This window comes from Micromonospora parva, from assembly GCF_040649675.1.
GTDB lineage: Bacteria > Actinomycetota > Actinomycetes > Mycobacteriales > Micromonosporaceae > Micromonospora > Micromonospora parva.
This window is the reverse complement of record NZ_JBEZFX010000002.1, coordinates 281,385-306,242: the sequence shown is the minus strand read 5'-3', so window position 1 is coordinate 306,242 and position 24,858 is coordinate 281,385. Positions and strand designations below refer to the sequence as shown.

The following is a 24,858-nucleotide window of genomic DNA, read 5'->3' as shown; positions in this document are numbered from 1 at the left end:
CAGGTGTCCCGCGATCTTGCGGTTTCTGTTGTTCATATGCGTGCTTGGTCCGTTATGCCGCGACAGAAAGTGCACGATCGCGGGGGTGGGGGTGGGTCAGGGATTCCAGGGGGGTTCTTGGGGCATTCAGCTGGGTGGCCAGGCGGGCGGCCAGGTGGAGGCGGACCGGGCCGGACTCGCAGTCGACGACCACGCAGGCAGCGTTGGTGGCGGCCAGGATCTGCGCCGCCGCTGCTGCCCGGTCCAGTGGGCGGGTGCCGGCGGTGGCCCGACCATCGGTGACGATGAGGACCAGCGGGCGGCGCTTCGGATCGCGCAGGCGCTCCACCCGCAGCAGGTCCGCGGCGGCGAGCAACCCCTCGGCCAGCGGTGTCCGCCCACCGGTGGGCAACTCGGCCAGCCGGGTCGAGGCGGCCAACACCGACGAGGTCGCCGGCAGCAGGGTCCGGGCGCCGGCACCCCGGAACGCGATCACCGCGACCTTGTCCCTGCGCTGGTACGCGTCGGTGAGCAGGGCGAGCACCGCGTCCTTCACAGTGCTCATCCGCTGCCGGGCACCCATCGACCCGCTCGCGTCCACCACGAAGAGCACCAGATTGCCCTCGCGTCCCTCCCGAACCGCCTCACGCAGGTCGTCGCGGCGCAGTCGCAGCGGACCGGTGAGCCGGCCCCGGGCCGCCTGGTGCGGCGCGGCGGCCCGGATGGTGGCCGGCAGGTGCAACGCGCCGACCCGGCCCGCCGGCACCCGCGCGCCGGTGGTGCGGCCCCGCCCGGTGCGGGCCCGCGACCGCCGGCCCGGCACCCCGTCACCCAGGCCGGGCGCGGTCAGCGTCCGCGCCCGCAGCCCACCCCGGGGCACGGCCACCAGCTGCGACTCCCCGCCCCGGGTCGGGTCCTCGGCACCGGCCGACGCTCCCCGGCCACCGGGCGTCCCCGCGTTCCGACCGGCGCCGTTCGGGTGCTGCGGCCAGCGGTCGTCGCCCCGGTCACCCGGCTGACGCTGCGGCCAGCCGTCGGTACCGTCCGGGCCGTCGGTGCGCCCGTCCGGGCCCGCGCCGTCATGTGCCGTCGAATACCCGGCCGACCCGGGTTCGCCCTGCTCGACCCCGTCACCGCCGGCGTCGCCGCCCTGGGCTCCGCCGCCAGCCGGGCTACTTCCGTTCGGGCCGCCGTCACCGGCCGGGCCACCACCGTTGGGGCCACCGCCGTTGGGGCCACCGTCGTCGGGGCCGTCGGAGCCGTCGTCGTCCGGGTCGTCGGGGTGGGCGTCCTGGGCGCGCTGCAACGCCTCGTCGAGGCGCTTCTCGTCCAGGCCGGGGGTGTCGAACGGGTCGCGGCGGCGGCGGTGCGGCAGGGCCAGCCGGGCGGCCACCCGGACGTCGTCCATGGTGACCCGGTCCCGGCCGTGCCAGGCGGCGTGGGCGAGGGCGGTGCGGGCGGTCACGATGTCGGCGCGCATCCCGTCCACGTCGAACGCCGCGCACACCTCGGCGATCTGCCGCAACGCGGCGTCCGGCAGTCGTACCCCGGGCAGCCGGCGGCGGGCGGCGGCGACCTGGGCGGCGACCTGGGCGTCCGCGTCCGCCCAACCGGCGGCGAAGCCGACCGGGTCGGCGTCGGCGGCGAGCCGGCGGCGGACCACCTCGACCCGGATCTCCGGGTCCCGGCTGGCGTTCACCTCCACGGTGAGCCCGAACCGGTCGAGCAACTGCGGGCGCAGCTCGCCCTCCTCCGGGTTCATCGTGCCGACCAGCAGGAACCGGGCCGCGTGGCTGACCGAGACGCCCTCCCGCTCCACGTGGCTGCGGCCCATCGCCGCCGCGTCGAGCAGCAGGTCGACCAGGTGGTCGTGCAGCAGGTTGACCTCGTCGACGTAGAGCACTCCCCGGTGCGCGGCGGCGAGCAGACCCGGCTCGAACGCGCGGACCCCCTCGCCGATCGCCTTCTCCAGGTCCAGCGCGCCGACCACCCGGTCCTCGGCGGCGCCCACCGGCAGCTCGACCAGGCGGGCCGGGCGGGTCTCGGCGGCGGCGGCCGGATGCGGGCCGTCCGGGCACGCCGGGTCGGGCCCGGCCGGGTCACAACCGAACCGGCAACCGGCCACCTGGCGCACCGGGGGGAGCAGCGCGGCGAGGGCCCGCACGGCGGTGGACTTCGCGGTGCCCTTCTCGCCCCGGACCAGGACCCCGCCGATCGCCGGGGAGACCGCGTTGAGCAGCAACGCCAGTCGCATGTCGGCCATGCCGAGCACCGCGCTGAAGGGATAAGTCGCCACGGCGCCTCCTTTCGTTCGCGACTGCGGGGCTCGCAAAACCGGCTCACTCCTCGCGCTCACGCCCGGTCCTCCAGGTCGCCCTCGCTGGCCAGGTACGTGTCGCGCAGCCGGTCGAGGGTGGCCGGCTCCGGTGCGGCCCACAGCCCCCGGTCGGCGGCCTCCAACAGCCGCTCGGTGATGCCGCGCAGCGCCCACGGGTTGGACCGCTCCAGGAACTCCCGGGTGGTGTCGTCGAAGAGGTACGCGGCGGCGAGGTGCTCGTACATCCAGTCGTCGACGACACCGGCGGTGGCGTCGTAGCCGAACAGGTAGTCCACTGTGGCCGCCAGCTCGAACGCGCCCTTGTAGCCGTGCCGGCGCATCGCGGCGATCCACTTCGGGTTGACCACCCGGGCCCGGAACACCCGCCGGGTCTCCTCGCCCAACGTGCGGGTGCGCACGTCGTGCGGCATCGCCGAGTCACCCACGTACGCCGCCGGTGACGTGCCGGTGAGGTGGCGGACCATCGCCACCATCCCGCCGTGGTACTGGAAGTAGTCGTCGGAGTCGACGATGTCGTGCTCGCGGGTGTCCTGGTTCTTCACCGCCACCGCGATCCGGGCGAACGAGCGTTCCATGTCGGCGCGCGCCTCCCGCCCGTCCAGGCCCCGGCCGTACGCGTAGCCGCCCCACACCGCGTACACCTCGGCCAGGTCGGCGTCGCTGCGCCAGGTGCGGGCGTCGATCAGGGGCAGCAGCCCCGCCCCGTACGCGCCGGGCTTGGAGCCGAAGATCCGGGCGGTGGCCCGCCGCTCGTCGCCGTGCTCGGCGAGGTCGGCGGCGACGTGCGCGCGCAGGTAGTTCTCCTCGTCCGGCTCGTCCAGGGCGGCGACCCGCCGGACGGCGTCGTCGAGCAGCGCCACGACGTGCGGGAACGCGTCGCGGAAGAAACCGGAGATGCGCACCGTGACGTCGACGCGCGGCCGGTCCAGCTCGGCGGTCGGCACCACCTCGATGCCGGTGACCCGCCGGGACCTGTCGTCCCAGACCGGCCGGCAGCCCAGCAACGCGAGCACCTCGGCGATGTCGTCACCCTGGGTCCGCATGGCGCTGGTGCCCCACACTGTCAACCCCACCGATCGGGGGTACCCGCCGGTGTCGGCGAGGTGCCGGGCCAGCAGCGAGTCGGCGAGGGCCACCCCGACGTCCCAGGCGTTGCGGCTGGGGATGGCCTTCGGGTCGACGGAGTAGAAGTTGCGGCCGGTGGGCAGCACGTTGACCAGGCCCCGGGTGGGTGAGCCGGACGGGCCGGGCGGCACGAACCTCCCGTCGAGCGCGCCGAGGGTGTGGGTCAGCTCGTCGGTGGTCCGGTCCAGGCGGGGCACCAGCTCGGTGGCGGCGAAGCGCAGCACCGCGGCGGCGTCCGGGATCGGTTGCCCAGTCACCTCCGCCACCACGGCGTCGACGGCGTCCACTGCCCAGCCCTGGGTCTCCATGCCGACGACCAGCCGCCGCGCGAGCGCTTCGATGAGGTCGATCGCGTCGGCGGCGGTGCCGGCCGGCCCGTCCACCACGTCGGTGAGCGCCGTGGGCAGCGCCAGTCGCTGTCCCGGCGTCGCGAGCAGTTCCTGCTCGTCGAGCCCGAACGCGACGGCGAGGGCCTGCCGCAGGCCGGGCAGTGCGCGGGCGCCGCCCCAGATCTGCGGGGCGCGCAGCACCGCCAGGACCAGGTTGACCCGTGCCTCGCCGGTGGGCGCGTCGGCGAGGATGTGCAGCCCGTCGCGGATCTGCACGTCCTTGACCTCGCAGAGGTACCCGTCGAGGTGCAGCACGAAGTCGTCGAAGTCGTCCGGGTCGGGCATCGCCTCGGCGTGCAGGTCGTGGTGCAGCTCGGCGGCGCGCACCAGGTCCCAGATCTGGGCCCGCACGGTGGGCACCTTGGCCGGGTCGAGGGCCTGCACGGTGGCGTACTCGTCGAGCAGTTGCTCCAGTTTGGCCAGGTCGCCGTAGGTCTCGGCGCGGGCCATCGGCGGGACCAGGTGGTCGACGACCACGGCGTGCGCCCGCCGCTTGGCCTGGGTGCCCTCACCGGGGTCGTTGACGATGAACGGGTACACCAGCGGCAGGTCGCCGAGGACCGCGTCGGGCGCGCAGTCGGCGGCCAGGCCGAGGCCCTTGCCGGGCAGCCACTCCAGGGTGCCGTGCTTGCCCAGGTGCACCACGGCGTCCGCGCCGAAGCCGCCGTCCGCGACCGGCGCGGTCAACCAGCGGTACGCGGCCAGGTAGTGGTGACTCGGCGGCAGGTCCGGGTCGTGGTATATCGCGATCGGGTTCTCCCCGAAGCCGCGCGGCGGCTGGATCAGCAGCACCACGTTGCCGAAGCGCAGCCCGGCGAGCACGATGTCGTCGCCGTCGGTGTACAGCTCGCCGGGCGGCTCACCCCAGTGTTCCCTGATCCGCTCCCGCAGCTCGGCCGGGACCTGGTCGAACCAACGCCGGTAGGTCTGCCCCGGTATCCGGGCCTCGGCGCCGGCCAACTGCTCGGGGGTGAGCCACTCCACGTCGTGGCCACCGGCGGCGATCAGCGCGTGGATCAGCGCGTCGCCGTCGGTGGGCACCGGGCCGTCGCCCAGGTGGTAGCCGGCGTCCGCGAGCGCGGCGAACAACCGCACCGCCGACGCCGGGGTGTCCAGGCCGACCGCGTTGCCGACCCGGGAGTGCTTCGTCGGGTACGAGCTGAGCACCACGGCGACGCGCTTGTCGGCGGCCGGCACGTACCGCAGCCGGGCGTGGCGCACCGCGATCCCGGCGACCCGGGCGGCCCGCTCGGGATCGGCGGCGTAGACCGAGAGCCCGTCGGCGTCGACCTGCTTGAACGAGAACGGCACGGTGACGATCCGGCCGTCGAACTCGGGGATGGCCACCTGCATGGCGGCGTCCAACGGGGACAGCCCGGCGTCGCTGTCGGCCCACTGCGCCCGGGTGCTGGTGAGACAGAGCGCCTGGATGATCGGCACGTCCAGGGCGGCCAGGACGCCGACGTCCCAGGCGTCCTCGTCGCCGCCGCCGGAGGCGTCGGCGGCGACCGCACCGCCAGCCGCGAGCACGGTGACCAGCAGCGCGTCACAGCGGGCGAAGAGCCCGAGCGGGCCGGCGTCGGCGGTCAGCCCGCGCAGGGAGCCGCAGAAGATCGGCAGCGGGTTGCCGCCGGCCGCCCGGACCGCCTCGACCAGCACGTCGATGAAGCCGGTGTTGCCGGCCAACGCGTGTGCCCGGTAGAAGACGATCCCCACTGTGGGCCGGTACGGGTCGGCCAGGTGCGCGCCGTGCACCCCGTACGCCGGGGTGCGCGCGGGCGGGGCGAACCCCTCACCGGTGAGCAGCACCGTGTCGGAAAGGAACCGCGCCAACTGCCCCAGGTTGTCCGGGCCGCCCTCGACCAGGTACGCCAGCGCCTGGGTCGCGACACCGGACGGCACGGTGGAGCTGGCCATCAGCTCCGCGTCGGGTGTCGCCTCGCCGCCGAGCACCACCGTCGGCACGCCGGTCGCGAGCACCGCGGCGAGGCCGTCCGGCCACGCCTGCCGACCGCCGAGCAGGCGTACGACGACGAGGGCGACCCCGTCGAGCAGGGCGGGCACCTCGTCGACGGTGACCCGCGCGGGGTTGGCCAACCGGTAGTCGGCGCCGCTGGCGCGGGCGGCCAGCAGGTCGGTGTCGGCGGTGGAGAGCAGCAGGATGCGCACGGCAGGCTCCGGGAAGTAACGTCGACGCGCTCGCCGATGCGAGCTGGCGACGTGGGATGGGCGCGGGGTTCAGCAGGCACCGCGACCCGGGCGGCTCACCGGCGCGGGGCCGACGGCGACGGGTGGCGCGGTGGGGAACTCAGCGGTGAACGGCGCGGGAGCGTGCGGATGCCGGCGCGTCAGTGCGGCCGGGGCGGGGCGCGGCGGGGCGTCCGCCGCTCGGTTCGCGACGGTGATCGTCGGTCACAGAGACGCCATGCGTCATCGGGTCCTCCTCGGGTGTCCACGCCCTGGGGTACGTCCCGACGGCCGAAGTATCCTGGCTTCCGGATCGACGCTCTCCCCCGGCCTTCCAACCGCAGACACACGGCCGTGACTCACGAGGGGGGATCGCTCCCCGGTGACAGTGGCGGGACCGCGTCGGATTCGCACCGACTTCCTTCACTGCCGTCAGGCTGCGAATGCTGCCACACCCCCGCGCCGCCGGTCAACGCCAGTCCAGCCCCACCAGCCGGACACCACCGATCGAGCCTCGCCGATCGGCGTGAATGCGGCTCCGCGCCTCGCGACGCCCCAGATCGATGCGCGACGCCCTTTGCTCTGCTGCCCTATGTGCACCAGGCACGGGGCGTCGCCGGTGCGTACAGGGCAGCAGAGCAAAGGACCGCCGAACCCATCCTGGCCTGCGCCGATCGTCCGGCAGGACGGTGCCCGACGGCGTGCTGACCTAGGATCGGCACCGCCACAGCGGCGAACCGCGATCAATGTCGGAGATCGATCACCATGGCCGTCCCACAGTTCCACCACCTGGCCGGCCGTGTCTGGGTCTGTCCAGGCGACCCCGACCCCGAGGCGGTCCAGGCCGGCGTCGCCGTCGTGGCCGACGAGCGCGGCAGTGTGATGATCGACGCCGGGCAGAGCCCCACGCACGCCCGCGCGATCCAGGCCGCGCTCGCCGCAGCCGGGCTGCCACGGCCCCGCTGGCTGGTCTACACCCACCACCACTGGGACCACGTCTGGGGCGCTTGCGCCTGGCCCGGCGTGGAGATCGTCGGACACGAGACGGCGGTGCCGCTGCTACGCGCTGAGGCTGCCCGGCCCTGGAGTCACCACTATCTGGACGAGCGGGTACGCGCCGACCCCCGCCTCGGCCCGAGCTTCCGGGCGCGAGCCCGTGCGATGGATTCCTGGGCGGACTTCACCATCCTGCCGCCAACCCGGACCTTCACCGATGTCGACGAGTTGTCGGTGGGCGTCGGGTTACGGCACGTCGGCGGCGGCCACGCCCCAGATTCGACGGTCGTGCTGGTGCCGGACTCGGGCGTCATGCTGCTCGGCGACTGCTTCTACCCGCCGCCGGCACACCTGCGCCGACCCGACGACGGCCCCGACCTGGACCTGGTCCGCCGACTGCTCTGGGACGACTACCTGTGGTACGTCTCCAGCCACGCCGAGCCGATGACGGCTGAGCAGGCCCGGTCAGCCGTCGAGGCCGCCTGACCTCAGCGGGCGTGACGTTCCGGGTGGGCCCGACTCCACGCCCGCATCCGCTCCGGGTAGCCGGTGCGCGCCGCCTCGTACAACGGCACCGCGTGCTTGCGGGCGATGGCCCCGGCCGCGCGGGGCGTTCCGGTACGACGACGGATCCACTCGCCGTCGTGGGCGATCGCCACGACCGTGGTGTCCGTGGCGGTCGTCTCCGGCTCCAGGTAGAACTCCACCCCGCGCCGGCTGGCGACGAACGCCTCCAGCGCCGCGAGGTCGTCGCGGGTCGCCTCCCGGTCCAGCTTCGTCGGGGTCGTCTCGGCACCCCGTGACCGGCGACTGAACCAGCTCATGCCCCGCCCCTCTCCTCGACGCCCCTCCAGTGCAGCACCGATTCCTGGCAATAGGCTGCACGCCCGGTGGGAGAGAGCTGATCCGGGTCGGAAATCCCTGTGGAACCCGCGGCGGGTGGGCGGTGTCATGTGGGTGATGCGAACGGAGGCTGCCCTGGACGACGAGGCGCTCGTCACCCGTGCTCGCGCCGGTGACCTGGAGGCGTACGACCTCCTGGTCACCCGGCACACCGCGTCCGCGTACCGGACGGCGGTGCTGCTCGGTGCCGGCTCGGACTCCGAGGACGTCATCCAGGAGGCGTTCGTGAAGGCGTACCGGAAGCTGTCCCGTTACCGGGGCGAGGCGTCCTTCCGGTCGTGGCTGCTGGCGATCGTCGCCAACGAGACCCGCAACCTGCACCGCTCCCGGGGCCGGCGCGACGGGCTCGTGCTGCGGGCGGCGGCAGCGGACCCCACGTCCGAGGTCGCCGAGGACGACGCTGTCGGCGCGGTCCTCGCCGGGGAGCGCCGGGCGTCGCTGGTGCGGGCCCTACGGCAACTGCCGGTACGCGACCGCGAGGTGATCGTCTGCCGGTTCTTCCTCGATCTCAGCGAGGAGGAGACGGTGGCGACGCTGGGCTGGCCCCGGGGCACTGTGAAGTCGCGCACCTCCAGGGCGCTGGCGAAGCTTCGCACCCTGCTCGACCGGGAGGAGGTCCGACATGGGTGACCTCGAACGGGAACTGCGGGACCTGTCCACCTGGCTGGACACACCCGATCCGCCCGACGTGAGCGCCCGCGTCCGCGTACGACTCAGCACGCCCGCGCCCCGGCGGCGCCGGTGGCGTTCGCTCGCCGCGGTGGCGCTCGTCACCCTGCTGGTGGCGGTGTTGCCGCCGACCCGGGCCGCCATCGCCGACGTTGTCACCGGGCTGCTGCGCTTCGCCGGTGTCAGCATCGCCACCGCGCCCGCACCGACACCGCCCGGTGCCACCGCGTCGCCGTTACCCGGGCAGCGGGTCGTCGCCCTGGACGAGGCGCAGCGGGCGGTACGGTTTCCGATCCGCCTGCCGGCGAAGCTGGGCCCACCCGAGCGGGTGCTGGTCGCCGATCCGGACGCCACCGGCAGGTACCGGGTGGCGACGCTGCTCTACGACGGGGGCGCGCTGCGCGTCGACGCGTTCGACGGTCACCTCGACCTGGCCTTCCACAAGGAGGTCACGCCGCCGGGCGCGAACTGGGTCCAGGTCAACGGCGACTTCGCCGTGTGGGTCGACGGCCCACACGTGCTGTCCTACGTGGACCGGGCGGGTGGGATCCGCCGGGAGACCGCCCGGCTGGCCGCCTCGACCCTGATCTGGCAGGACAACGAGGTGAGCTACCGGCTGGAGGGCCACCTCACCAGGGCCGAGGCGATCGAGATCGCCCGCTCGCTGCGCTGAGGGAACCGGGCCGGCCCGGGCGGTGTCCTGAAGACACGACGATTCGCCGTCGCCCGGTCTGTTCCAGCCCGAGGTGGCGGCCGGTGTACCGGAGGAGCACTGATGGGTTCACGGGGCAGGTTGACGCTGGTGTCATCGGTGGTCCTGTTGGCGGGGTGCACGGCCACGACCAGCGGCGGGTCGGCCGCACCGGCTGCCACGACCGCCGCCACGGCGAGCGCCACCACGGCCACCACCGCCGCCACCACGGCGAGCGCCGCGACGGGCTGCGGCTCGCGGGTCGAGACCGGGCCGCTGCCGGACTGGGCGGACGCCGGATTCAGCGGGGACGCGCGGGTTCCGCACGTCTTCGGCGCGAAGGGGGACATCGTGGCGGTGCTGTTCGCCCATCCGCTGCGGCAGGTCCGCGACGACGGGTCGAACAACAAGATCCTCTGGGTGGCCCGCGCCGTCACGACCTCGCCAGACCCGGTCGCACCGGCAACCCTGGTGATCACCGCGAGGTTGGACGGCACCGACACGCAGGTGATCCGGGAGGTCCCCGGCGGTCCCGGTCCGTCGATCATCGACCTGCCGCGGGCCGGTTGCTGGCGCCTCGACCTGAGCTGGTCCGGGCACACCGACACGATGGACCTGACCTACGCGCGGTGAGCGGCACCCGGGCCGCCTAGGCTGCTGGCGTGCGGGACGACGAGCGGGTGGCGGCGGCCCGCAACAACGCCGAGTGGTGCGACATCGTCTGCGGCAGCCACGGGCTGCCCGGCCGTACCGACGCCGACGCCTGGTCGGTCCCGCGCCGGTCGCCACAGTGGTACCCGGACGCGGTCACCCTGCGCCCGGGCGTCGACGCCGAGGCCCTGCTGGCGCGGTTGGACGCGGGGCCCGGCGCGACGGTGAAGGACAGCTTCGCCGATCTCGACCTGTCCGGATACGGCTTCCGGGTGCTCTTCGACGCGCAGTGGATCCAGCGGCAACCGGCCGCCCCGCCGGCCGACGCGCCCCTCGACCGGGTCAGCACCCCCGACGACCTGGCGTCCTGGGCGGAGGTACACGGCGGTGGGGCCCTGTTCCGCCCCGCGCTCCTGGCCGACCCGCGGGTGCTGGTGCTCGCCCGCCACGACGATCGGGGCGAGCTCACCGGTGGAGCGGTGCTCAGCGGGGACGGCCCGTACGGCGTCTCCAACCTGTTCACCCGCACCGGCACCGCCCACGACGTCTGGCGCGCGGTGTGCGCCACAGTGCCCGACGCGCCGCTGGTCGGCTACGAAACCACCCAGGACCTGTCACCGGCGCTTCGCGCGGGCTTCACCACCACCGGCCCGCTGCGCGTCTGGTCGCACGGCTAGCACTCCGGCCACGAGCCCCGCGCACGGACAGCTATGCTGGCGGCATCGGCACCGATCCGGCCATCACCGGGGAGCCTCCGGAAGAACGGGCAGCCTGGCCGCCTCAGTAGAACCGGACGCAGCGGCACGTCACGTCGCAGAATTGAGCGGCGCCCGCACCATCGGGGCGCAAGCGGGGTGGTACCGCGGAGTCCTGGCCATACGCCCGGCGCTTCGTCCCCGCGTGGGCAGTGAGCTGATGCCCGCGTGAGCGGATGTGGAGTGTAGGGAGAGCGTCGGTGCCGGACGGTCCGTCGAAGTCGCCATTCGTGCCACTACCCACCAAGATCGACTTCGCGGTGCTGGACCGCGCGGTCATCGAGTGGTGGCAGGCCAACTCGGTGTTCACCCGGAGTCTGGAGCAGACGGCCGACGGCACCCCGTGGGTGTTCTACGAGGGACCGCCGACCGCCAACGGCACGCCGGGCACCCACCACATCGAGGCGCGGGTCTTCAAGGACCTCTTTCCCCGGTACCGGACGATGCGCGGCTTCTCGGTGCCGCGCCGCGCCGGCTGGGACTGTCACGGCCTACCGGTCGAGCTGGCGGTCGAGAAGGAACTGGGGCTCGGCGGCAAGCCCGACATCGAGAAGATGGGCATCGCGGAGTTCAACGCCCGCTGCCGCACCTCGGTGCTTCGTCACGTCGACGAGTTCGTCCAGCTCAGTGAGCGGATGGGTTACTGGATCGACCTGGAGCACCCGTACCAGACGATGTCACCGGAGTACGTGGACAGCGTCTGGTGGTCACTGAAGCAGATCCACGACGGTGGGCGCCTGGTGGAGGATTTCCGGGTCGCCCCGTACTGCACCCGCGACGGCACGACGCTCTCCGACCACGAGGTGGCGCAGGGGTACGAGACAGTCGTCGACCCTTCCGTGTACGTGCGGTTCCCGGTGCGCGGGGAGGTGGCCGGGCACAACGGCGTCGACCTGCTGATCTGGACCACCACCCCGTGGACCCTGGTGTCCAACACCGCCGTCGCCGTCCATCCCGGCGTGACGTACGCGGTGGCCCGCACCGGGCAGGGCACCTTCGTCGTCGCCGAACCGCTGGCCCAGCGGGTCCTCGGCGACGATGCGGAGATCCTGGCGACCGTCGCGGGGTCGGCCCTGGAGGGGTTGCGGTACGAGCGGCCGTTCGACCTGGTGGACATCCCGGACGCGCACCGGGTGGTCCTCGCGGAGTACGTCACGACCGAGGACGGCACCGGCCTGGTGCACCAGGCGCCGGCCTTCGGCGCCGACGACCTCGCCGTCTGCCGCGCGTACGGGTTGCCGCTGGTCAACCCGGTCGCGCCGAACGGGCGGTTCAACGACGACATCGAGCTGGTCGGCGGGGTGTTCTTCAAGGATGCCGACGCGTTGCTCATCGACCGGCTCCGCACCTCGGGTCGGCTGTTCCGGCACGAGCCGTTCGAGCACCCCTACCCGCACTGCTGGCGGTGCCACACCCCGCTGATGTACTACGCGCAGCCGTCCTGGTACATCCGGACCACCGAGGTACGCGACGAGCTGACCCGGGAGAACGAGAAGACCAACTGGTTCCCGGAGCACATCAAACACGGCCGGTACGGCGACTGGCTGAAGAACAACATCGACTGGGCGGTGTCCCGCTCCCGGTACTGGGGCACCCCGCTGCCGCTGTGGCGCTGCCCCGACAACCACGTGACAGCTGTCGGTTCCCGTGCGGAGCTCGGCGAGCTGGCCGGCGCCGACCTGTCCGAGTTGGACCCGCACCGCCCGTACGTCGACGAGATCACCATCGCGTGCCCGGACTGCGGCCGGACCGCCACCCGCGTCCCCGAGGTGATCGACGCCTGGTACGACTCCGGCGCGATGCCGTTCGCGTCGTTGGGCTACCCGCACGTGCCCGGCAGCAAGGAGCTCTTCGAACGCAGCTACCCGGCCCAGTACATCTGTGAGGCGATCGACCAGACGCGGGGCTGGTTCTACACGCTGATGGCGGTGGGCACGCTGGTCTTCGACCGGTCCCCGTACGAGAACGTCGTCTGCCTCGGGCACATCCTGGCCGAGGACGGCCGCAAGATGAGCAAACACCTGGGCAACATCCTGCTGCCGATCCCGTTGATGGACACCCACGGTGCGGACGCGGTGCGCTGGTTCATGGCCTGCTCCGGCTCACCGTGGTCGCCGCGCCGGGTCGGGCCCGGCCCGCTCGACGAGATCGTCCGCAAGGTGTTGATGACCTACTGGAACACCGCGGCCTTCTTCTCCCTCTACGCGGCGAACTCGACGTGGGCGCCGCACCTGGCGCAGCCGGTCGCCCAGCGGCCGGTGCTGGACCGGTGGATCGTCGGCGAGGTCCACGCCCTCGCGGCCGCCGTGGACGAACGACTGCAGAACTACGACACGGCGCGCGCCGGCCGACTGCTCGCCGACTTCATCGACGACCTGTCCAACTGGTACGTGCGGCGGTCGCGACAGCGCTTCTGGGAGGGCGACCCCGACGCGCTCACCACCCTGTACGAGTGCCTCGACATCCTCACCCGGCTCCTCGCGCCGTTCATTCCGTTCGTCACGGAGGAGGTGTGGCAGCAGGTCGTCCGGCGGGGGTCGGCGTCAGCCCCGGAGTCGGTGCACCTGGCGACCTGGCCCACCCCCGACCCCACACTGATCAGCACGGAGTTGTCGGCCCAGGTGGCCACGGCACGGGCGTTGGCGGAGGCGGGCCGCTCCGCGCGTAAGGCGAGCGGTCTGCGGATCCGGCAGCCGTTGAGCCGGGCGCTGGTGGGGCTGCCGGCCGGCACGGTTCTCCCGCAGGCGTTGCTGGACGACATCGGCGACGAGTTGAACGTCAAGGTCCTCGAACCGCTCGATCCGCAGAGCGGTGTCATCGACGTGCAGGTCAAGGCGAACTTCCGGACCCTGGGACGCCGGTTCGGCAACCGCACCCAGCACGTCGCGAAGGCCATCGCCGGGGTGCCACCCCGGGAGTTGGTCGACGGCGTCCGGGCGAACGGGACGTACCCGCTGTCGGTCGACGGCGCACCGGTCGAGGTGGGCCCGGACGACATCCTGATCACGGAGGTGCCGCGCACCGGTTGGGTGGTGGAGACCCAGCGCGGCGCGACCATCGCGCTGGACACCGAGATCACCCCCGAACTGGCGGCCGAGGGCGTCGCCCGCGACGTCGTCCGCATCGTCCAGCAGGCCCGCCGCGACGCCGACTTCGCGGTGTCCGACCGGGTCACCGTGTCGATCGCCGCGCCCCCGGAGGTGGCGGCGGCGATCTCCACGCATCAGGTGCTCATCGCGCACGAGACCCTCGCGCTCAGGCTGACAGTGGTGGACGCGTTGTCGGAGGGTTTCTCCGGCACCGTGGGCAACGGCTACGAGATCGTCGTCCACGTCGTGCAGGCCTGAGCGGTGGCCGGGTGGCCGGTCAACCGAGCCGGGTCAGGTCCTCCGGGGTCAGGTGCAGGGCACCGGCCGCCACGTTCTGCGCCAGGTGCTCCGGGTTCGCGGTGCCGGGGATGGCCAGCACGTGGGGGCCCTGGTGCAGGGTCCAGGCGAGGCGTACCTGCTGCGGGGTGACGCCGTGGACGCGGGCGACCGCCTCGACGGCCTCGCCCTGCGCGGCGCTCGCGCCCGCCTCCCGCCCGGTGCCGGCGAGCGCGAAGAACGGCACGTAGGCGATACCCCGCTCACCGCAGAGCCGGACGAACGGGTCCTGCTCCCGGTAGGCGTCCACACCGTAGTTGTTCTGCACACAGACCACCGGCGCGATGCCCGCCACCTCGTCCAGCTGCTCCGGCCGGACGTTGGAGAGCCCGAGGTGCCGGATCAGCCCGGCGGCCCGCAGCTCGGCGAGCGCGCCGAACCGGTCGGCCAGCGGCACCGGGCCCGGCCCCCGGCCGAGGCGCAGGTTCACCACGTCCAGCTGGTCGCGGCCGAGGCGGCGAAGGTTCTCCTCGACCTGATCGCGCAACTGCGCCGGGGTGAACGCCTCGGTGAAGCCCGCCTCCGGGTCGTACCCGAAACCGACCTTGGTGGCGATCACCAGCTCGTCCGGGTACGGGGCGAGCGCCGCGCGGATCAGCTCGGTGGCGTAGCGGGCCGGGCCGGTGCCGACCCGCAGGGTGCCGCCGGGTGAGACGTAGAAGGCGGCCGTGTCGATGTGGTTGACGCCCAACTCCACGGCCCGGCGCAGCAGGGCGACGGCCCGGTCCGGGTCGGGGTTCGCGGTGATCCGCATGGAGCCGAAGCCCATCCGGCGTACGGTGCGGTCGCCCAGGGTCCAGCTGCCCGCCGCGGCGGCGGTGATCTTGTCGGTTGGCATCGGGCGACGATAACCAGCTCGGGTGCGCGGCGCAGTCGGCCACGCACCCGATACCGCCAGGCGGCGCGGTGGGTTAGTTTTTATCTACCGACGGAGCCGTTCCAGCCGGGTGCGGCGGGCGCAGCACCGGCACCAGCAGCAGGGTCGGCAGCAGCAGCAGAGGCACCACCAGCAGCGCGCGCAGGGTGCCGACCTGGTCGCCGACCAGCCCCAGCAACGGCGGGCCGCCGAGGAACGCGGTGTAGCCGATCACCGCGACCACGCTCACCCGCACCGCCGCGTGCGACTCGTCGTCGGCCGCCGCGCTCATCCCGACCGGGAAGCCCAGCGACGCACCGAGACCCCACAGCGCGACGCCGACGACGGCCACCGGCCCGGAACCCGCCAGCACGGCCAGGCCCGCGCCGAGCACGGCGAGGCCGATGGTGCCGCTGATCACCGGTACCCGACCCCAGCGGTCCAGGGCGATGGTGCCGGCGGTACGCCCGATGGTCATGCCCACCACGAAGACCGCGAAGACGGCCGCGCCGGCGGCCTCGCTCAGGTCCCGTCCGTCGATGAACGCCACCGCCAACCAGTCGTTGGCGGCACCCTCGGTGAACGCGGCCACCAGCACGAACAGCCCGATCAGCAGGGTGCGCGGCTCCCGCCAGGCGGCGAGTTGCGCCCGGCGGCGGGCCGCCGGGGTGGCGTCCGCCGGGTCGCCGGTGTGGTCGCTGCCCACCGGCAGGTACGTCCGGGCGGCGAGCGCGGTGCCGGCCAGCACGACCACCGCCACCGCGACGAGGTGCGCGCCGACTGACACGTCGAAGCGGGCCGCCCCGGCACCGAGCGCCGCGCCGGCAACCGAACCGAGGCTCCACCCGGCGTGGAAACGGGGCATGATCGTCCGGCCGAGCCGCCGCTCCACCGCCGCGCCCTCGATGTTCATCGCCACGTCGCAGGCGCCGGAGCCGTAACCGAGGGCAACCAACCCCAGTGCGACGAGGGCGAACGATCCGGTCATCGTGGCGCCCAGCCCCGCCACGCTCAGGCCGACGGCGACCATGACGGTGGCCATCGTCACGGTGCGGGCCGCGCCGAAGCGCTGGGCGAGCAGGCCGGAGGTGGGCATGGCGAGCAGCGCGCCGACGCTCATCGCCAGCAGCAGCAGCCCGAGTCGGCCGGCGGAGAGGTCCAACGCCTCACGGACGGCCGGAACGCGGGAGAACCAGCTGCCCACGGCCAGTCCGTTGAGGGTGAAGGTGACAGCGACACCGTTGCGGGCGAGCCGCACCGTCCGCAGGTTCGGCGAGGCGGTGTCCGGGGCCAGGGGTCGACTGGTGGGGGCGCTCACGAGGGTGGGTCCTCTTTCTCGGGGTGATCTCCTGGCACGATCGCACACCTGAGAGCGCTACCACCACAACCCGGGACCGCCCCTTACCGCAGCTGGTGGGGCCGGGGCATGATGGGCGCAGGCGCTGGTCCGACCGGACGGGCCGCCGCGGGAGGCGACGATGACGACAGCGGCACAGCGACCGGCCACTCTTGAGGACGTGGCCCGGGTCGCCGGGGTGTCCCGGTCCACGGCCTCGCGGGTGATCGCCGGCACGGGGTTCGCGTCACCGGCCGCCCGGGAACAGGTCACCGCGGCCGTCGACCAGCTCGGTTACGTGCCCAACCCGGCCGCCCGGGCGTTGGTCCGCGGCGGCGGCGTCCGCCTGGTGGTGGCCGTTCTGGGGACCAGCGCCGCGGTGCTGGACGACCCGTACGTGCACCAGGTGGTCGGCTCGGCCGCCCGGGTGTGCACGCCCGCTGGTGTCGGGGTGGCGCTGCACTGGCTGCCGTTCGGCGACCCCCGCACCCTCGACCAGATCGGCCGGGATCGCAGCGTGTGCGGGGTGATCCTGGTCAACACCACCGAGGACCTGCTGGCGGCGGTTCCCCAGTCGCTACGCGGTCGGGTGGTCTCGATCGGCATCGGCTCGGCCACCGTGCCGTCGTTCGACGTCGACAACGCCGCCGGCTCCGAAGCGGTGCTGCGCCACCTGTACGCCGCGGGTCGCCGCCGTATCGCCATGGTGACCGGCCCCCGATGGCTGCCCTGCGCGCAACGCCCGGTGCAGACGTACCGCCGGTTGATGGCCGAGGCGGGCCTGCCGGAGCGGATCCTGCCCGGGGACTTCCGGGCGGCGCGCGGCCGGACGGCGGCCGGCGAGGCGCTGCACCGCTGGCCGGACATCGACGCGGTCTACGCGATCAGCGACGACACCGCGCTCGGCGTGATCGCGGGCCTGCGGGACGCCGGTGTGCGGGTGCCGGGCGACGTCGCGGTGGCCGGCTTCGACGACATTCCGTTGGCCGGGATGACCGCCCCGGCGCTGACTACGGCGAGTCACCCGGTGGGGCGGATCGCCGTCGCCGCGGCCACCGCTGTGCTGGACGGACGCCCGGCGGCCCCGGTGACCCTCTTCCCGTCGGCCCTGGTGGCGCGGGCCAGCGCCTGAGTCGACGCCCGGCGGTTAACCCCGCACGGGCCGGGTAACCGGGGCGGACCTTACGTCCACCCCGAGGAGCGCCGACCCGTGTCCGACTCCGCGCCGTCGCACTGGGACCCGGCGCCGAGCCCGCGCGACGGCCGGTTGACCGCCCGCCACCACCCACCGGCGGCGCCGGGGCGCACCGGGCTGGTGCCGATGACCGGCCGCGACGGGGACCGGCTGGCAGTGGGGTACGTCCCGGAGCCGGCGGGCGACGGTTCGGCGTACCGGTTGGTGCTGCTCCTGCACGGTGCCGGCGGCTCGGCGCGACAGGGCCTGGACCTGCTGTTGCCGGTCGCGGACGCGCAGCACCTGCTGCTGGTCGCCCCGGACTCGTCGGCGGCCAGTTGGGACCTGATCGCCGGCGGATTCGGGGCGGACGTGCGGCGCATCGACGCGCTGTTGGCGACCGTCTTCGACGGCTACCCGATCGCCGACGTGACAGTCGGCGGCTTCTCCGACGGCGCCTCGTACGCGCTGTCGTTGGGCCTGGCGAACGGGGATCTGATCGACGCGGTGGTGGCGTTCTCCCCCGGTTTCGCCGCGCCGCCGGTCACGCACGGCCGGCCACGGGTCTTCATCTCGCACGGCGTCGACGACCGGGTGCTGCCCATCGACGTGTGCAGCCGCCGCCTCGTCCCCCACCTGCGCGACCTCGGTTACGACGTGACCTACGAGGAGTTTTCCGGCGGCCACGACATCCCCGTGCCGGTCCGCGACTCGGCCATCAGCTGGCTCACCGGCCATCCCCCACGGGTCGTGGCCCGGCCCTGACCGGGGGCGGGCGTCAGACCGGGGGAAGGCCGAGGGCGTCGTCGACGCGGGCGAGGACGGCGGCGTCGTCGCGCGGGTTGACGCCGCGCAGCAGGTCGATGGCCGTGGCCCGGACCTGACCGATGATCATCGCCAGGGGAAGGGTCTGGGTGGAGCCGAAGAGCTGCCCTGCGGTGTGCACCGCGGCCAACGCCGACTCGTCGGCCCGGGTGGCGTGCCGGTCGGCGGTCTCTTCCTGCCCGTCCAGGTCGGCGGCGAGGGCGGCACCGGCCTGCCGGACCGCTTCGGCCAGGGACCGCAGGGCGGCGCCCAGCTCGGCCGGGGCCGCCGTCTGCATCCGGCTGAGGGTCACCCCCGCACGGGCCAGCACCCGGACGTTGCGGACCGCGTAGTCGATCTGCCGGATGGACTCGTCCACCGAGCGCAGCCGACCGAGGTGCTGACGTCGGCGGACGTTGAGCCGCAGCGCCTCACCGGCGGCCAGCACTCCGTCGCGCAGCCCGTCCACCCGGGCGTCCATCCCCCGCGCCTGCCGCAGCGCGGCGACCGCCGCCGGCTCGTCGCGGTCGTCCAGCGCGTCGGCGATCCCGTCCAGCAACCCGGCCAGCTCGTCGAAGGTCCGCCGCACCTCGGCGACCAGCGGGGCGAGCGGGTGCCGGGCGTCGACCAGCAGGCTGGCCGCGAGCGCGACGACGCCGCCGACCAGCGCGTCGACGAAACGGAACGGCACCAACGACCCGTCCGGCGGCGCGACCACCACCAGGTAGAGCGCGGAGACCGCCGCCTGCACCAGGGTCACGCCGGTAGCGCCGAAGGCCACCGCGAGCAGGACGGTGAGCAGGATGACGGTGAACACCGTCCAGGTGCTACCCGGGCCGAGCGCCTGCACCACCAGGTCGGCGACGAGCACCCCGGCGGCGACCCCGAGGACGACCTCGACGGCGCGGTGGATGCGCTGCCCCCGGGCCTGACCGAGAACGATCAGCGCGGCGGCCGGCGCGAAGAAGGGCTGCGGGTGCCCGAGCAACCGGGTGGCCAGCAGCCAGGCCACTGTCGCCGCGACCGTCGCCTCCAGCACCGGCCGCCAGCCACGCCGCAGCCGCCCAGCAGCCGTCCGCAGCCCGCTGATCCGCACCATCGCCCACCTCTCCTGCCCGCGCCAGTCGGTCTGCCGCGCCCCGCCCCCGCCCTGCCAACCAGGTCACCACACCACCGACCAGTCACCGCACCGCCAGCCCATCTGAGTGCGCCACGACACCGCCGGCCCACCCGCATACGTCGTTCGCAGCCCTTTGGAGCTGATGCCGTCAACGAATCAGGCGCCCTCCCGTGCACGGTTCACGCTGGCGGCCCTGACCGTGTCGAGTCCGAGGCCGTAGACGAATCAACCGCGATGTCGCGAACGGATCAAACTCGCGGCAGTAGTCGGATCGAGCTGGATATCGCAAACGGGCCCGACTCGATGTCGAAACCGGCCTGGCCCGATGCCGCAACCCGGTCTACCTCGATGGTGCAAGCTGAGCTGGCCCGATGTCGCAAACCGGCCTGGCTCGATGGTGCAAGCTGAGCCGGCCCGATGTCGGAAGCTGACCTGGTCCGAGTCGCAAGACGATCCGGATCGATATCGCGAGCGGATCTGGCTCGATGTCGTAAACGATTCAGCTCCAAAGGGGCCCACCCACGGCACCACGTCGACGGCCCACGGTATTCCGAGATGACCGTCTCCCATCACCCGTCGGGCCTGCTCATCGGGACTGCCGCCGCGCCCCGCCCGGTGCCAGCGCGCCCACGTTCTCGACGGACCCGCCAGGCCCGCCCACCGGCAGGTCCGCCCACCAGGCAGTCCCACCCACCAGGCAGTCCCACCCACCGGGCAGTCCCACCCACCAGGCAGGCCCACCCACCAGGCCCGCTTCGGCGCTCGACTGCCGGCAGGCCGGTCGGGTCAGGTCCCGGTGAGGGCGCGCAGCAGTGTCCGGACGGCGGCGCTCAGGTCGGCGCGGCTGGCCGCGCTACCCGGCGGCGGGGCGGTGAGCGCGCCCGCGCCGGCCAGCCGATCGAAGAGCAGCCCGTCCACGAACGCCACGAACTGGTCGCCCTGCCGGTCGGGGTCGGTCGCCCCGGCCCGGGTCAGCAGGTCCCGGGCCTGCACCCGCAGGCCGGTGCCGTGCTGCAGGATGCTGCGCAGCTCAGGCCGGTGCACCGCCTCCAGCAGGCAGGCGTAGCGGGCCAGGCTTCGACTGCGCCCGGTGCTCAACCAGCGGTCGAGCACCTCGGCGACTCCGGCGGCGAGCGCGTCGAGGTCGCCACTGTCGAGCCGGGGAGCCGGTGTCGGGGGCGGCGGGTCGGTCGGCAGGTCGTACGCGGCCAGGTCGGCCCGGTCCCGTTCGGCGAGCCGTCCCACCACGGCCTCGATCAGCGCCTGGCGGGTCCGCAGGTACGCGGAGGTGGTGCCCGGCGGCACGCCGGCGCGGCCGTCGACCGCCCGGTGGGTGAGGGCTCGCATGCCGCCGTCGGCGATCAGTTCGATGGCGGCGTCGGTCAGCGTCGCGACCCGGTTCGCCCGCGCCGTCATGGCGGTCCCCCTCTCCCGTGTTCCGCAGGTAGTATCCTCCTTCTACAGGTGTAGAAGGAGGATCGGCATGAGCGACGCGCACGCGGTGGTGGTGGGTGGCGGCATCGGCGGGTTGAGCGCGGCGCTCGCCCTGCACCGGCAGGGATGGCGGGTCACCGTGCTGGAGCGCGCCCCCGAGCTGCGCGAGGTCGGCGCCGGCCTGAGCCTGATGGCCAACGCGGTGCGCGCGCTGGACGCCCTCGGTCTCGGCCCGACAGTGCGCCGAGGTGGGCACGGCGAGGCACCCGGCGGCATCCGTAACCGGCACGGCCGGTGGCTGTCCCGGGTGGACGCCACGGAGATGGTCCGGCAGCTGGGCACCACCGCGCTCGGCGTGCACCGGGCCACGCTGCACCGCACCCTGCGCGAGGCGCTGCCCGCGTCGTCCCTGCACACCTCGGCCACCGTGGAGCACGTCGAGTCCGACCCGGAACGGGCGTCGGTGCGTTACCGGACCCCGAACGGCTCGCGCACCCTCACCGCCGATCTGGTGGTCGGCGCCGACGGCCTGCGCAGCCGGGTCCGCGCCCAGCTCTGGCCGCAACACCCCGGCCCGGTGTACGCCGGATCGACGGCGTGGCGGGCGGCCATCGCGTTTGCGGACCCGGTCCCGGCCGCCATCACCTGGGGGCCGGGGGCCGAGTTCGGCATGGTGCCGATCGGCGACGGTCAGCTCTACTGGTACGCCGCACTGAACGCCCCGCCGGGCGGCCACGCCCCCGACGAACTCGCGGCCCTGCGGGAGCGCTTCGGCGACTGGCACGACCCCATTCCGGCGCTGCTCGCGGCCACCCCGCCCGGCGTCGTGCTGCGCAACGACATCCACCACCTGGCCGCGCCGCTGCCGTCGTACGTGCGGGGGCGGGTGGCGCTGCTCGGCGACGCCGCCCACGCGATGACACCCAACCTCGGCCAGGGGGCCGGACAGGCCATCGAGGACGCGGTGGTGCTCGGCGCGGTCTGCGCCAACGGCCCCGAGGGGCTGCCGGCCGCCCTGGGCGCGTACGACGAGCAGCGCCGACCGCGCAGTCAGGCCGTCGCCCGGGCCTCCGTCACCGCCGGCCGGTTCGGACAGCAACTATGCCATCCGATCGCCGTCGCGGTGCGCGACACCGCGTTGCGGCTCACCCCGGGGCGGGTCGCGCTGCGCAGCATGGCCCGGTACGCGGACTGGCGACCGCCGGCTGGCTGAGCCGGCCGCAGGATCCACCGGCCAGACGCCCGCGACAATTCCCATCCGATCAGCGCACAGCCGACGATGGACCGTCGTCGCCCCAAAACTCCAGAATAGTCATTCGGGTCGTCGTCCGGGTTAATCAAAGACGACAGCGCGTCGGTACAATCGGCGACTTCGTTGTGACCGATCGCTGACTGCTGATGATGAAAGCGATCACACACACTGAGCCCATGAACAGGAGAGTCAACCGCGGCAGAGCACTCCGCGTCGCGGTGTGCCTCCTCCTTCTCGCCGCGCTGAGCGGCTGCATGCAACTCAACATGGGGTTGACGGTCAACGCCGACGACACTGTCGACGGCCAGCTCCTGCTGACGGCCCAGAAGTCCCTGCTGAGCGGGCGCAACAAGAACCTCCCGGTCGCCTTCGCGGAGTTGCGGCAGAACATCCCCGCCCTGCCCGCCGGCGAGGAGACCCTTTACCAGGACGACACTTTTTACGGATCCCAGATCAGTTACCGCAAGGCGCCGCTCGCCGGTTTCGACACCGAGAGCGTGAAACTGGTCAGGGACGGCGATCTGTACCGCTTCACGCTGCCGCTCGATCCGAAGAAATATGGCGGAAAGGTCGCGGAGCAGAATCCGCAGAACCAACAGGCGTTCCTCAAGCTCATGTCGTTCGAGATCTCGGTGACATTTCCCGGCCGGGTGATCGACAGCAATGGCACCGTCAACGGCCGGTCGGTCAGTTGGAAGGTCGACCCCAACCAGGAGAAGCCGACCGAACTGCGGGCCGTGGCCGAGGCCCCGCCCCGCCCGTCCACGTCACCGGCCGCCGCCGGCGGTGACGACGACGGCGGATTCCCCTGGCTGCTGGTCGTCGGCGGTGTCCTCCTCCTGCTGGTGATCACCGCGGTGGGCGTACTCCTGGTGCGCCGCCGCCTACCCGCGACGCCGGCCGCGCCCGGTCCGACCCCGCCGCCGGGCCCGCACGCCGGCGCCCCGAGGCCCGGCTGATCCATCTGGTGGCCGGCCCCGGCCGGCCACGCCCGGCCCCGGCCGCCCCCGAACCGACGGCGACCGGCCCCGGTGCTCCCGCTGCGGGCGCACCGAACCTCACCACCACCACATCCCGGTCGCACCATCGCAGAAAAGGGGGATCGTCATGAACGATCTCTTCACCTGGGCAGCTCTGGGGACGATCGCCGGCGCGAGCGCCGCCACCCTGCTGGCCACCAACGTCATCGGCGGGCTGATCGGCCCGAGCGGCGACAAGCTCCGCAAGTGGATCGCCATCGCCATCGCGCTGCTGCTGTCCTACGTGACGGCGGCGTTCGCCGACGACGCCGGCGGCGAGAAGTGGGTCATCGCCTTCTTCAACGCGCTGGTCATCTTCTCCGCCGCGCTCGGCGTCAACCAGTTCCCACCCGGCAACCGGCAGGCGACGCCGACGCAGGTCGCCGGCGGTCGCGAGCCCCGAGTCTTCCGTTCCTGGGTCTGAGAGGGGTGTCGTCATGGTCTTCGGAATCCTCAGCGCCGTCATCCAGGTCGGCTTCGGGGCCCTGCTCGGCTTCCTCGCCGGTGGCCCGATCGGGCTGCTGATCGGCGCCGTCGTGGGCCTGGTCGTCGGCGCGGTCTTCGGCTGGTCGGTGGCCTCCGCCGGGGTGTACGCCTCGGATGCCCGCGGCATCTTCCTCTTCGTCGTCGACCACACCTGGAGTCTGCTCAACACTGTCGTCGGCGCCATCTACCTGACCGTGCACCTGATCTTCGGGCACTCCCTGGACCGGCCCACCTCGCTGGGCAGTGGACGGGTCAGCGTGGTGGAGGGGGTCTCCCCCCGGTACGCCACCACCATCGGCACGGTCTGCGCCGGCTCCAGCTCCGGCATCCAGCGGCACGAGGACGTGCACATCTTCCAGGGCCGCCTGCTCGGGCCGCTCTACATCCCCCTGGTGCTGGCCAACTACGTCCTGTTCACCATCGCGCCGGTGTGGCTGCTCTACCACGATCACACCAACGCACCGATCAACCGCTTCACCCGGTACTTCGAGATCGGCGTCTACCCGCACGTCTGGAACGAGGCCATCGCGTACCGGATCCAGGGGACGCCACCGCGATGAGCACCCACGGGCGCGGGCCGATCGAGACCGCCACCGCCGAGCTGGTCGCCTGGGTGACCAGCGCGGCGGGGGAACCCGTCCCGGTCGGCCCGCCCCGCGCGTGCGACGACGCCGACGGGCTCACCCTCTGGCCCCTCGACCTGCGCCCGGCCCGGCAGACCCGCTCCAGCGGCGCGGTCCGCGAACCGTACCGGTTCATGGTCCGCCACCTGCTCTGCGTGACCGGGCCCGCCGGGTTGCCCCGGCTGGATCGGGTGCTCACCGCCGCGACCAGCGACGGCAGGTACCCGGTGGTGCTGGAGGCCGGCGACGCGCCACTGTGGACGGCGTTCGGTGCGGCGCCCCGACCGGCGCTGCTGATCGACGTGGCGGCGCAGGTGGACCACCCGACCCCGGCCGCGCCGCCGGTACGGCAACCGCTGCGGTTGCGGCAACTCGACGTGCGCAGCCTCCGTGGGCGGGTCGTCGGCCCGGAGCACCAACCACTGGCCGCGATGCGGGTCGAGCTGCCCGGCACCGGGTCCGTCACCCGCACCGACCCACAGGGCCGGTTCCTGATCGCCGGTGTGCCGCACGACCCCGAGCACCCGGGCCCGGTCCGGCTGCGGCTGACCGGACGCGGGCTCGTCCTCACCGCCGACGTCGACGCGGGCGAGGACGACATCGTCATCGTCTGCGCGCCACCGACCCACTGACACCCACCCGCTAA

20 protein-coding genes and 1 riboswitch are annotated in these 24,858 nt (G+C 73.3%); of the genes, 13 read left to right on the top strand and 7 right to left on the bottom strand.

Annotated elements, in window-relative coordinates; all coding sequences use genetic code 11:
* Positions 1 to 52: 52 nt before the first annotated feature.
* Positions 53 to 2,335: a magnesium chelatase subunit D family protein gene (locus AB0C03_RS06600; RefSeq protein ID WP_435823360.1), complete on the bottom strand. Its 2,283-nt coding sequence runs from the start codon at positions 2,333 to 2,335 to the stop codon at positions 53 to 55.
* Complete coding sequence (gene cobN, locus AB0C03_RS06595; RefSeq protein WP_357634990.1) at positions 2,332 to 6,000, bottom strand: cobaltochelatase subunit CobN; 3,669 nt, start codon at positions 5,998 to 6,000, stop codon at positions 2,332 to 2,334. The genes AB0C03_RS06600 and cobN overlap by 4 nt, the downstream gene beginning before the upstream one ends.
* A gap of 290 nt (positions 6,001 to 6,290) precedes the next feature.
* A riboswitch (cobalamin riboswitch) is annotated at positions 6,291 to 6,467 on the bottom strand.
* 316 nt (positions 6,468 to 6,783) lie between these two features.
* On the opposite strand from cobN, the gene AB0C03_RS06590 reads away from it, so the two are divergent.
* The gene (locus AB0C03_RS06590; RefSeq protein WP_210866089.1) at positions 6,784 to 7,500 is read left to right on the top strand and encodes an MBL fold metallo-hydrolase; all 717 of its coding nucleotides are present in this window, start codon (positions 6,784 to 6,786) and stop codon (positions 7,498 to 7,500) included.
* 2 nt (positions 7,501 to 7,502) lie between these two features.
* Here AB0C03_RS06590 and AB0C03_RS06585 read toward each other — a convergent pair whose 3' ends face one another.
* Entirely contained in the window at positions 7,503 to 7,838 is a 336-nt protein-coding gene (locus AB0C03_RS06585; protein ID WP_357634986.1) for a hypothetical protein, read from the bottom strand.
* A gap of 136 nt (positions 7,839 to 7,974) precedes the next feature.
* Here AB0C03_RS06585 and AB0C03_RS06580 point away from each other — a divergent pair, with 136 nt between their 5' ends.
* The 5 genes from AB0C03_RS06580 to ileS all read left to right on the top strand — a co-directional run bounded on the left by AB0C03_RS06580 (position 7,975) and on the right by ileS (position 14,030).
* Entirely contained in the window at positions 7,975 to 8,547 is a 573-nt protein-coding gene (locus tag AB0C03_RS06580) for an RNA polymerase sigma factor (protein WP_210866087.1), read from the top strand.
* The gene (locus AB0C03_RS06575) at positions 8,540 to 9,259 is read left to right on the top strand and encodes a hypothetical protein (protein ID WP_210866086.1); all 720 of its coding nucleotides are present in this window, start codon (positions 8,540 to 8,542) and stop codon (positions 9,257 to 9,259) included. The genes AB0C03_RS06580 and AB0C03_RS06575 overlap by 8 nt, the downstream gene beginning before the upstream one ends.
* A gap of 102 nt (positions 9,260 to 9,361) precedes the next feature.
* Positions 9,362 to 9,910: a hypothetical protein gene (locus AB0C03_RS06570; RefSeq protein ID WP_030327527.1), complete on the top strand. Its 549-nt coding sequence runs from the start codon at positions 9,362 to 9,364 to the stop codon at positions 9,908 to 9,910.
* Positions 9,911 to 9,939: 29 nt separating this feature from the next.
* Positions 9,940 to 10,605 carry a hypothetical protein gene (locus AB0C03_RS06565; protein WP_030327526.1) on the top strand — a complete coding sequence of 222 codons (666 nt, stop codon included), beginning with the start codon at positions 9,940 to 9,942 and terminating at the stop codon, positions 10,603 to 10,605.
* A gap of 278 nt (positions 10,606 to 10,883) precedes the next feature.
* Positions 10,884 to 14,030: an isoleucine--tRNA ligase gene (gene ileS / locus AB0C03_RS06560; RefSeq protein WP_357634980.1), complete on the top strand. Its 3,147-nt coding sequence runs from the start codon at positions 10,884 to 10,886 to the stop codon at positions 14,028 to 14,030.
* Positions 14,031 to 14,049: 19 nt separating this feature from the next.
* On the opposite strand, the gene AB0C03_RS06555 is transcribed toward ileS, so the two are convergent.
* Together AB0C03_RS06555 and AB0C03_RS06550 are read right to left on the bottom strand one after the other, a co-directional pair.
* Entirely contained in the window at positions 14,050 to 14,946 is an 897-nt protein-coding gene (locus AB0C03_RS06555) for an aldo/keto reductase (RefSeq protein ID WP_030327523.1), read from the bottom strand.
* 73 nt (positions 14,947 to 15,019) lie between these two features.
* On the bottom strand, positions 15,020 to 16,282 hold the full coding sequence (locus AB0C03_RS06550) for an MFS transporter (RefSeq protein WP_081883632.1): 1,263 nt from the start codon (positions 16,280 to 16,282) through the stop codon (positions 15,020 to 15,022).
* A gap of 160 nt (positions 16,283 to 16,442) precedes the next feature.
* Here AB0C03_RS06550 and AB0C03_RS06545 point away from each other — a divergent pair, with 160 nt between their 5' ends.
* The gene (locus AB0C03_RS06545) at positions 16,443 to 17,432 is read left to right on the top strand and encodes a LacI family DNA-binding transcriptional regulator (RefSeq protein WP_030327521.1); all 990 of its coding nucleotides are present in this window, start codon (positions 16,443 to 16,445) and stop codon (positions 17,430 to 17,432) included.
* A 78-nt stretch (positions 17,433 to 17,510) separates the two neighbouring features.
* The gene (locus AB0C03_RS06540; RefSeq protein WP_357634975.1) at positions 17,511 to 18,239 is read left to right on the top strand and encodes an alpha/beta hydrolase; all 729 of its coding nucleotides are present in this window, start codon (positions 17,511 to 17,513) and stop codon (positions 18,237 to 18,239) included.
* Positions 18,240 to 18,252: 13 nt separating this feature from the next.
* Here AB0C03_RS06540 and AB0C03_RS06535 read toward each other — a convergent pair whose 3' ends face one another.
* Together AB0C03_RS06535 and AB0C03_RS06530 are read right to left on the bottom strand one after the other, a co-directional pair.
* Entirely contained in the window at positions 18,253 to 19,377 is a 1,125-nt protein-coding gene (locus AB0C03_RS06535) for an FUSC family protein (protein ID WP_357634972.1), read from the bottom strand.
* Positions 19,378 to 20,184: 807 nt separating this feature from the next.
* Positions 20,185 to 20,814: a TetR/AcrR family transcriptional regulator gene (locus AB0C03_RS06530; RefSeq protein ID WP_030327517.1), complete on the bottom strand. Its 630-nt coding sequence runs from the start codon at positions 20,812 to 20,814 to the stop codon at positions 20,185 to 20,187.
* A 67-nt stretch (positions 20,815 to 20,881) separates the two neighbouring features.
* Here AB0C03_RS06530 and AB0C03_RS06525 point away from each other — a divergent pair, with 67 nt between their 5' ends.
* The 5 genes from AB0C03_RS06525 (at position 20,882) to AB0C03_RS06505 (ending at position 24,844) form a co-directional block, all read left to right on the top strand.
* Positions 20,882 to 22,045 carry an FAD-dependent oxidoreductase gene (locus AB0C03_RS06525; RefSeq protein ID WP_357634969.1) on the top strand — a complete coding sequence of 388 codons (1,164 nt, stop codon included), beginning with the start codon at positions 20,882 to 20,884 and terminating at the stop codon, positions 22,043 to 22,045.
* Positions 22,046 to 22,260: 215 nt separating this feature from the next.
* A complete protein-coding gene (locus tag AB0C03_RS06520) occupies positions 22,261 to 23,043 on the top strand; it encodes an LppM family (lipo)protein (RefSeq protein ID WP_210866080.1) in 783 nt (260 codons plus the stop codon).
* A 148-nt stretch (positions 23,044 to 23,191) separates the two neighbouring features.
* Entirely contained in the window at positions 23,192 to 23,527 is a 336-nt protein-coding gene (locus AB0C03_RS06515) for a hypothetical protein (RefSeq protein ID WP_210866079.1), read from the top strand.
* A 13-nt stretch (positions 23,528 to 23,540) separates the two neighbouring features.
* The gene (locus AB0C03_RS06510) at positions 23,541 to 24,149 is read left to right on the top strand and encodes a glycine zipper family protein (protein WP_210866078.1); all 609 of its coding nucleotides are present in this window, start codon (positions 23,541 to 23,543) and stop codon (positions 24,147 to 24,149) included.
* Complete coding sequence (locus AB0C03_RS06505; protein ID WP_210866077.1) at positions 24,146 to 24,844, top strand: carboxypeptidase-like regulatory domain-containing protein; 699 nt, start codon at positions 24,146 to 24,148, stop codon at positions 24,842 to 24,844. Before AB0C03_RS06510 ends, AB0C03_RS06505 begins: the two co-directional genes overlap by 4 nt.
* Positions 24,845 to 24,858 lie beyond the last annotated feature (14 nt).

Coding starts and splice junctions, on each gene's coding strand:
- AB0C03_RS06590 (WP_210866089.1), top strand. CDS start 6,784: ATGGCCGTCCCACAGTTCCACCACCTGGCCGGCCGTGTCTGGGTCTGT.
- AB0C03_RS06585 (WP_357634986.1), bottom strand. CDS start 7,838: ATGAGCTGGTTCAGTCGCCGGTCACGGGGTGCCGAGACGACCCCGACG.
- AB0C03_RS06580 (WP_210866087.1), top strand. CDS start 7,975: ATGCGAACGGAGGCTGCCCTGGACGACGAGGCGCTCGTCACCCGTGCT.
- AB0C03_RS06575 (WP_210866086.1), top strand. CDS start 8,540: ATGGGTGACCTCGAACGGGAACTGCGGGACCTGTCCACCTGGCTGGAC.
- AB0C03_RS06570 (WP_030327527.1), top strand. CDS start 9,362: ATGGGTTCACGGGGCAGGTTGACGCTGGTGTCATCGGTGGTCCTGTTG.
- AB0C03_RS06555 (WP_030327523.1), bottom strand. CDS start 14,946: ATGCCAACCGACAAGATCACCGCCGCCGCGGCGGGCAGCTGGACCCTG.
- AB0C03_RS06545 (WP_030327521.1), top strand. CDS start 16,443: ATGACGACAGCGGCACAGCGACCGGCCACTCTTGAGGACGTGGCCCGG.
- AB0C03_RS06535 (WP_357634972.1), bottom strand. CDS start 19,377: ATGGTGCGGATCAGCGGGCTGCGGACGGCTGCTGGGCGGCTGCGGCGT.
- AB0C03_RS06530 (WP_030327517.1), bottom strand. CDS start 20,814: ATGACGGCGCGGGCGAACCGGGTCGCGACGCTGACCGACGCCGCCATC.
- AB0C03_RS06525 (WP_357634969.1), top strand. CDS start 20,882: ATGAGCGACGCGCACGCGGTGGTGGTGGGTGGCGGCATCGGCGGGTTG.
- AB0C03_RS06520 (WP_210866080.1), top strand. CDS start 22,261: ATGAACAGGAGAGTCAACCGCGGCAGAGCACTCCGCGTCGCGGTGTGC.
- AB0C03_RS06515 (WP_210866079.1), top strand. CDS start 23,192: ATGAACGATCTCTTCACCTGGGCAGCTCTGGGGACGATCGCCGGCGCG.
- AB0C03_RS06510 (WP_210866078.1), top strand. CDS start 23,541: ATGGTCTTCGGAATCCTCAGCGCCGTCATCCAGGTCGGCTTCGGGGCC.
- AB0C03_RS06505 (WP_210866077.1), top strand. CDS start 24,146: ATGAGCACCCACGGGCGCGGGCCGATCGAGACCGCCACCGCCGAGCTG.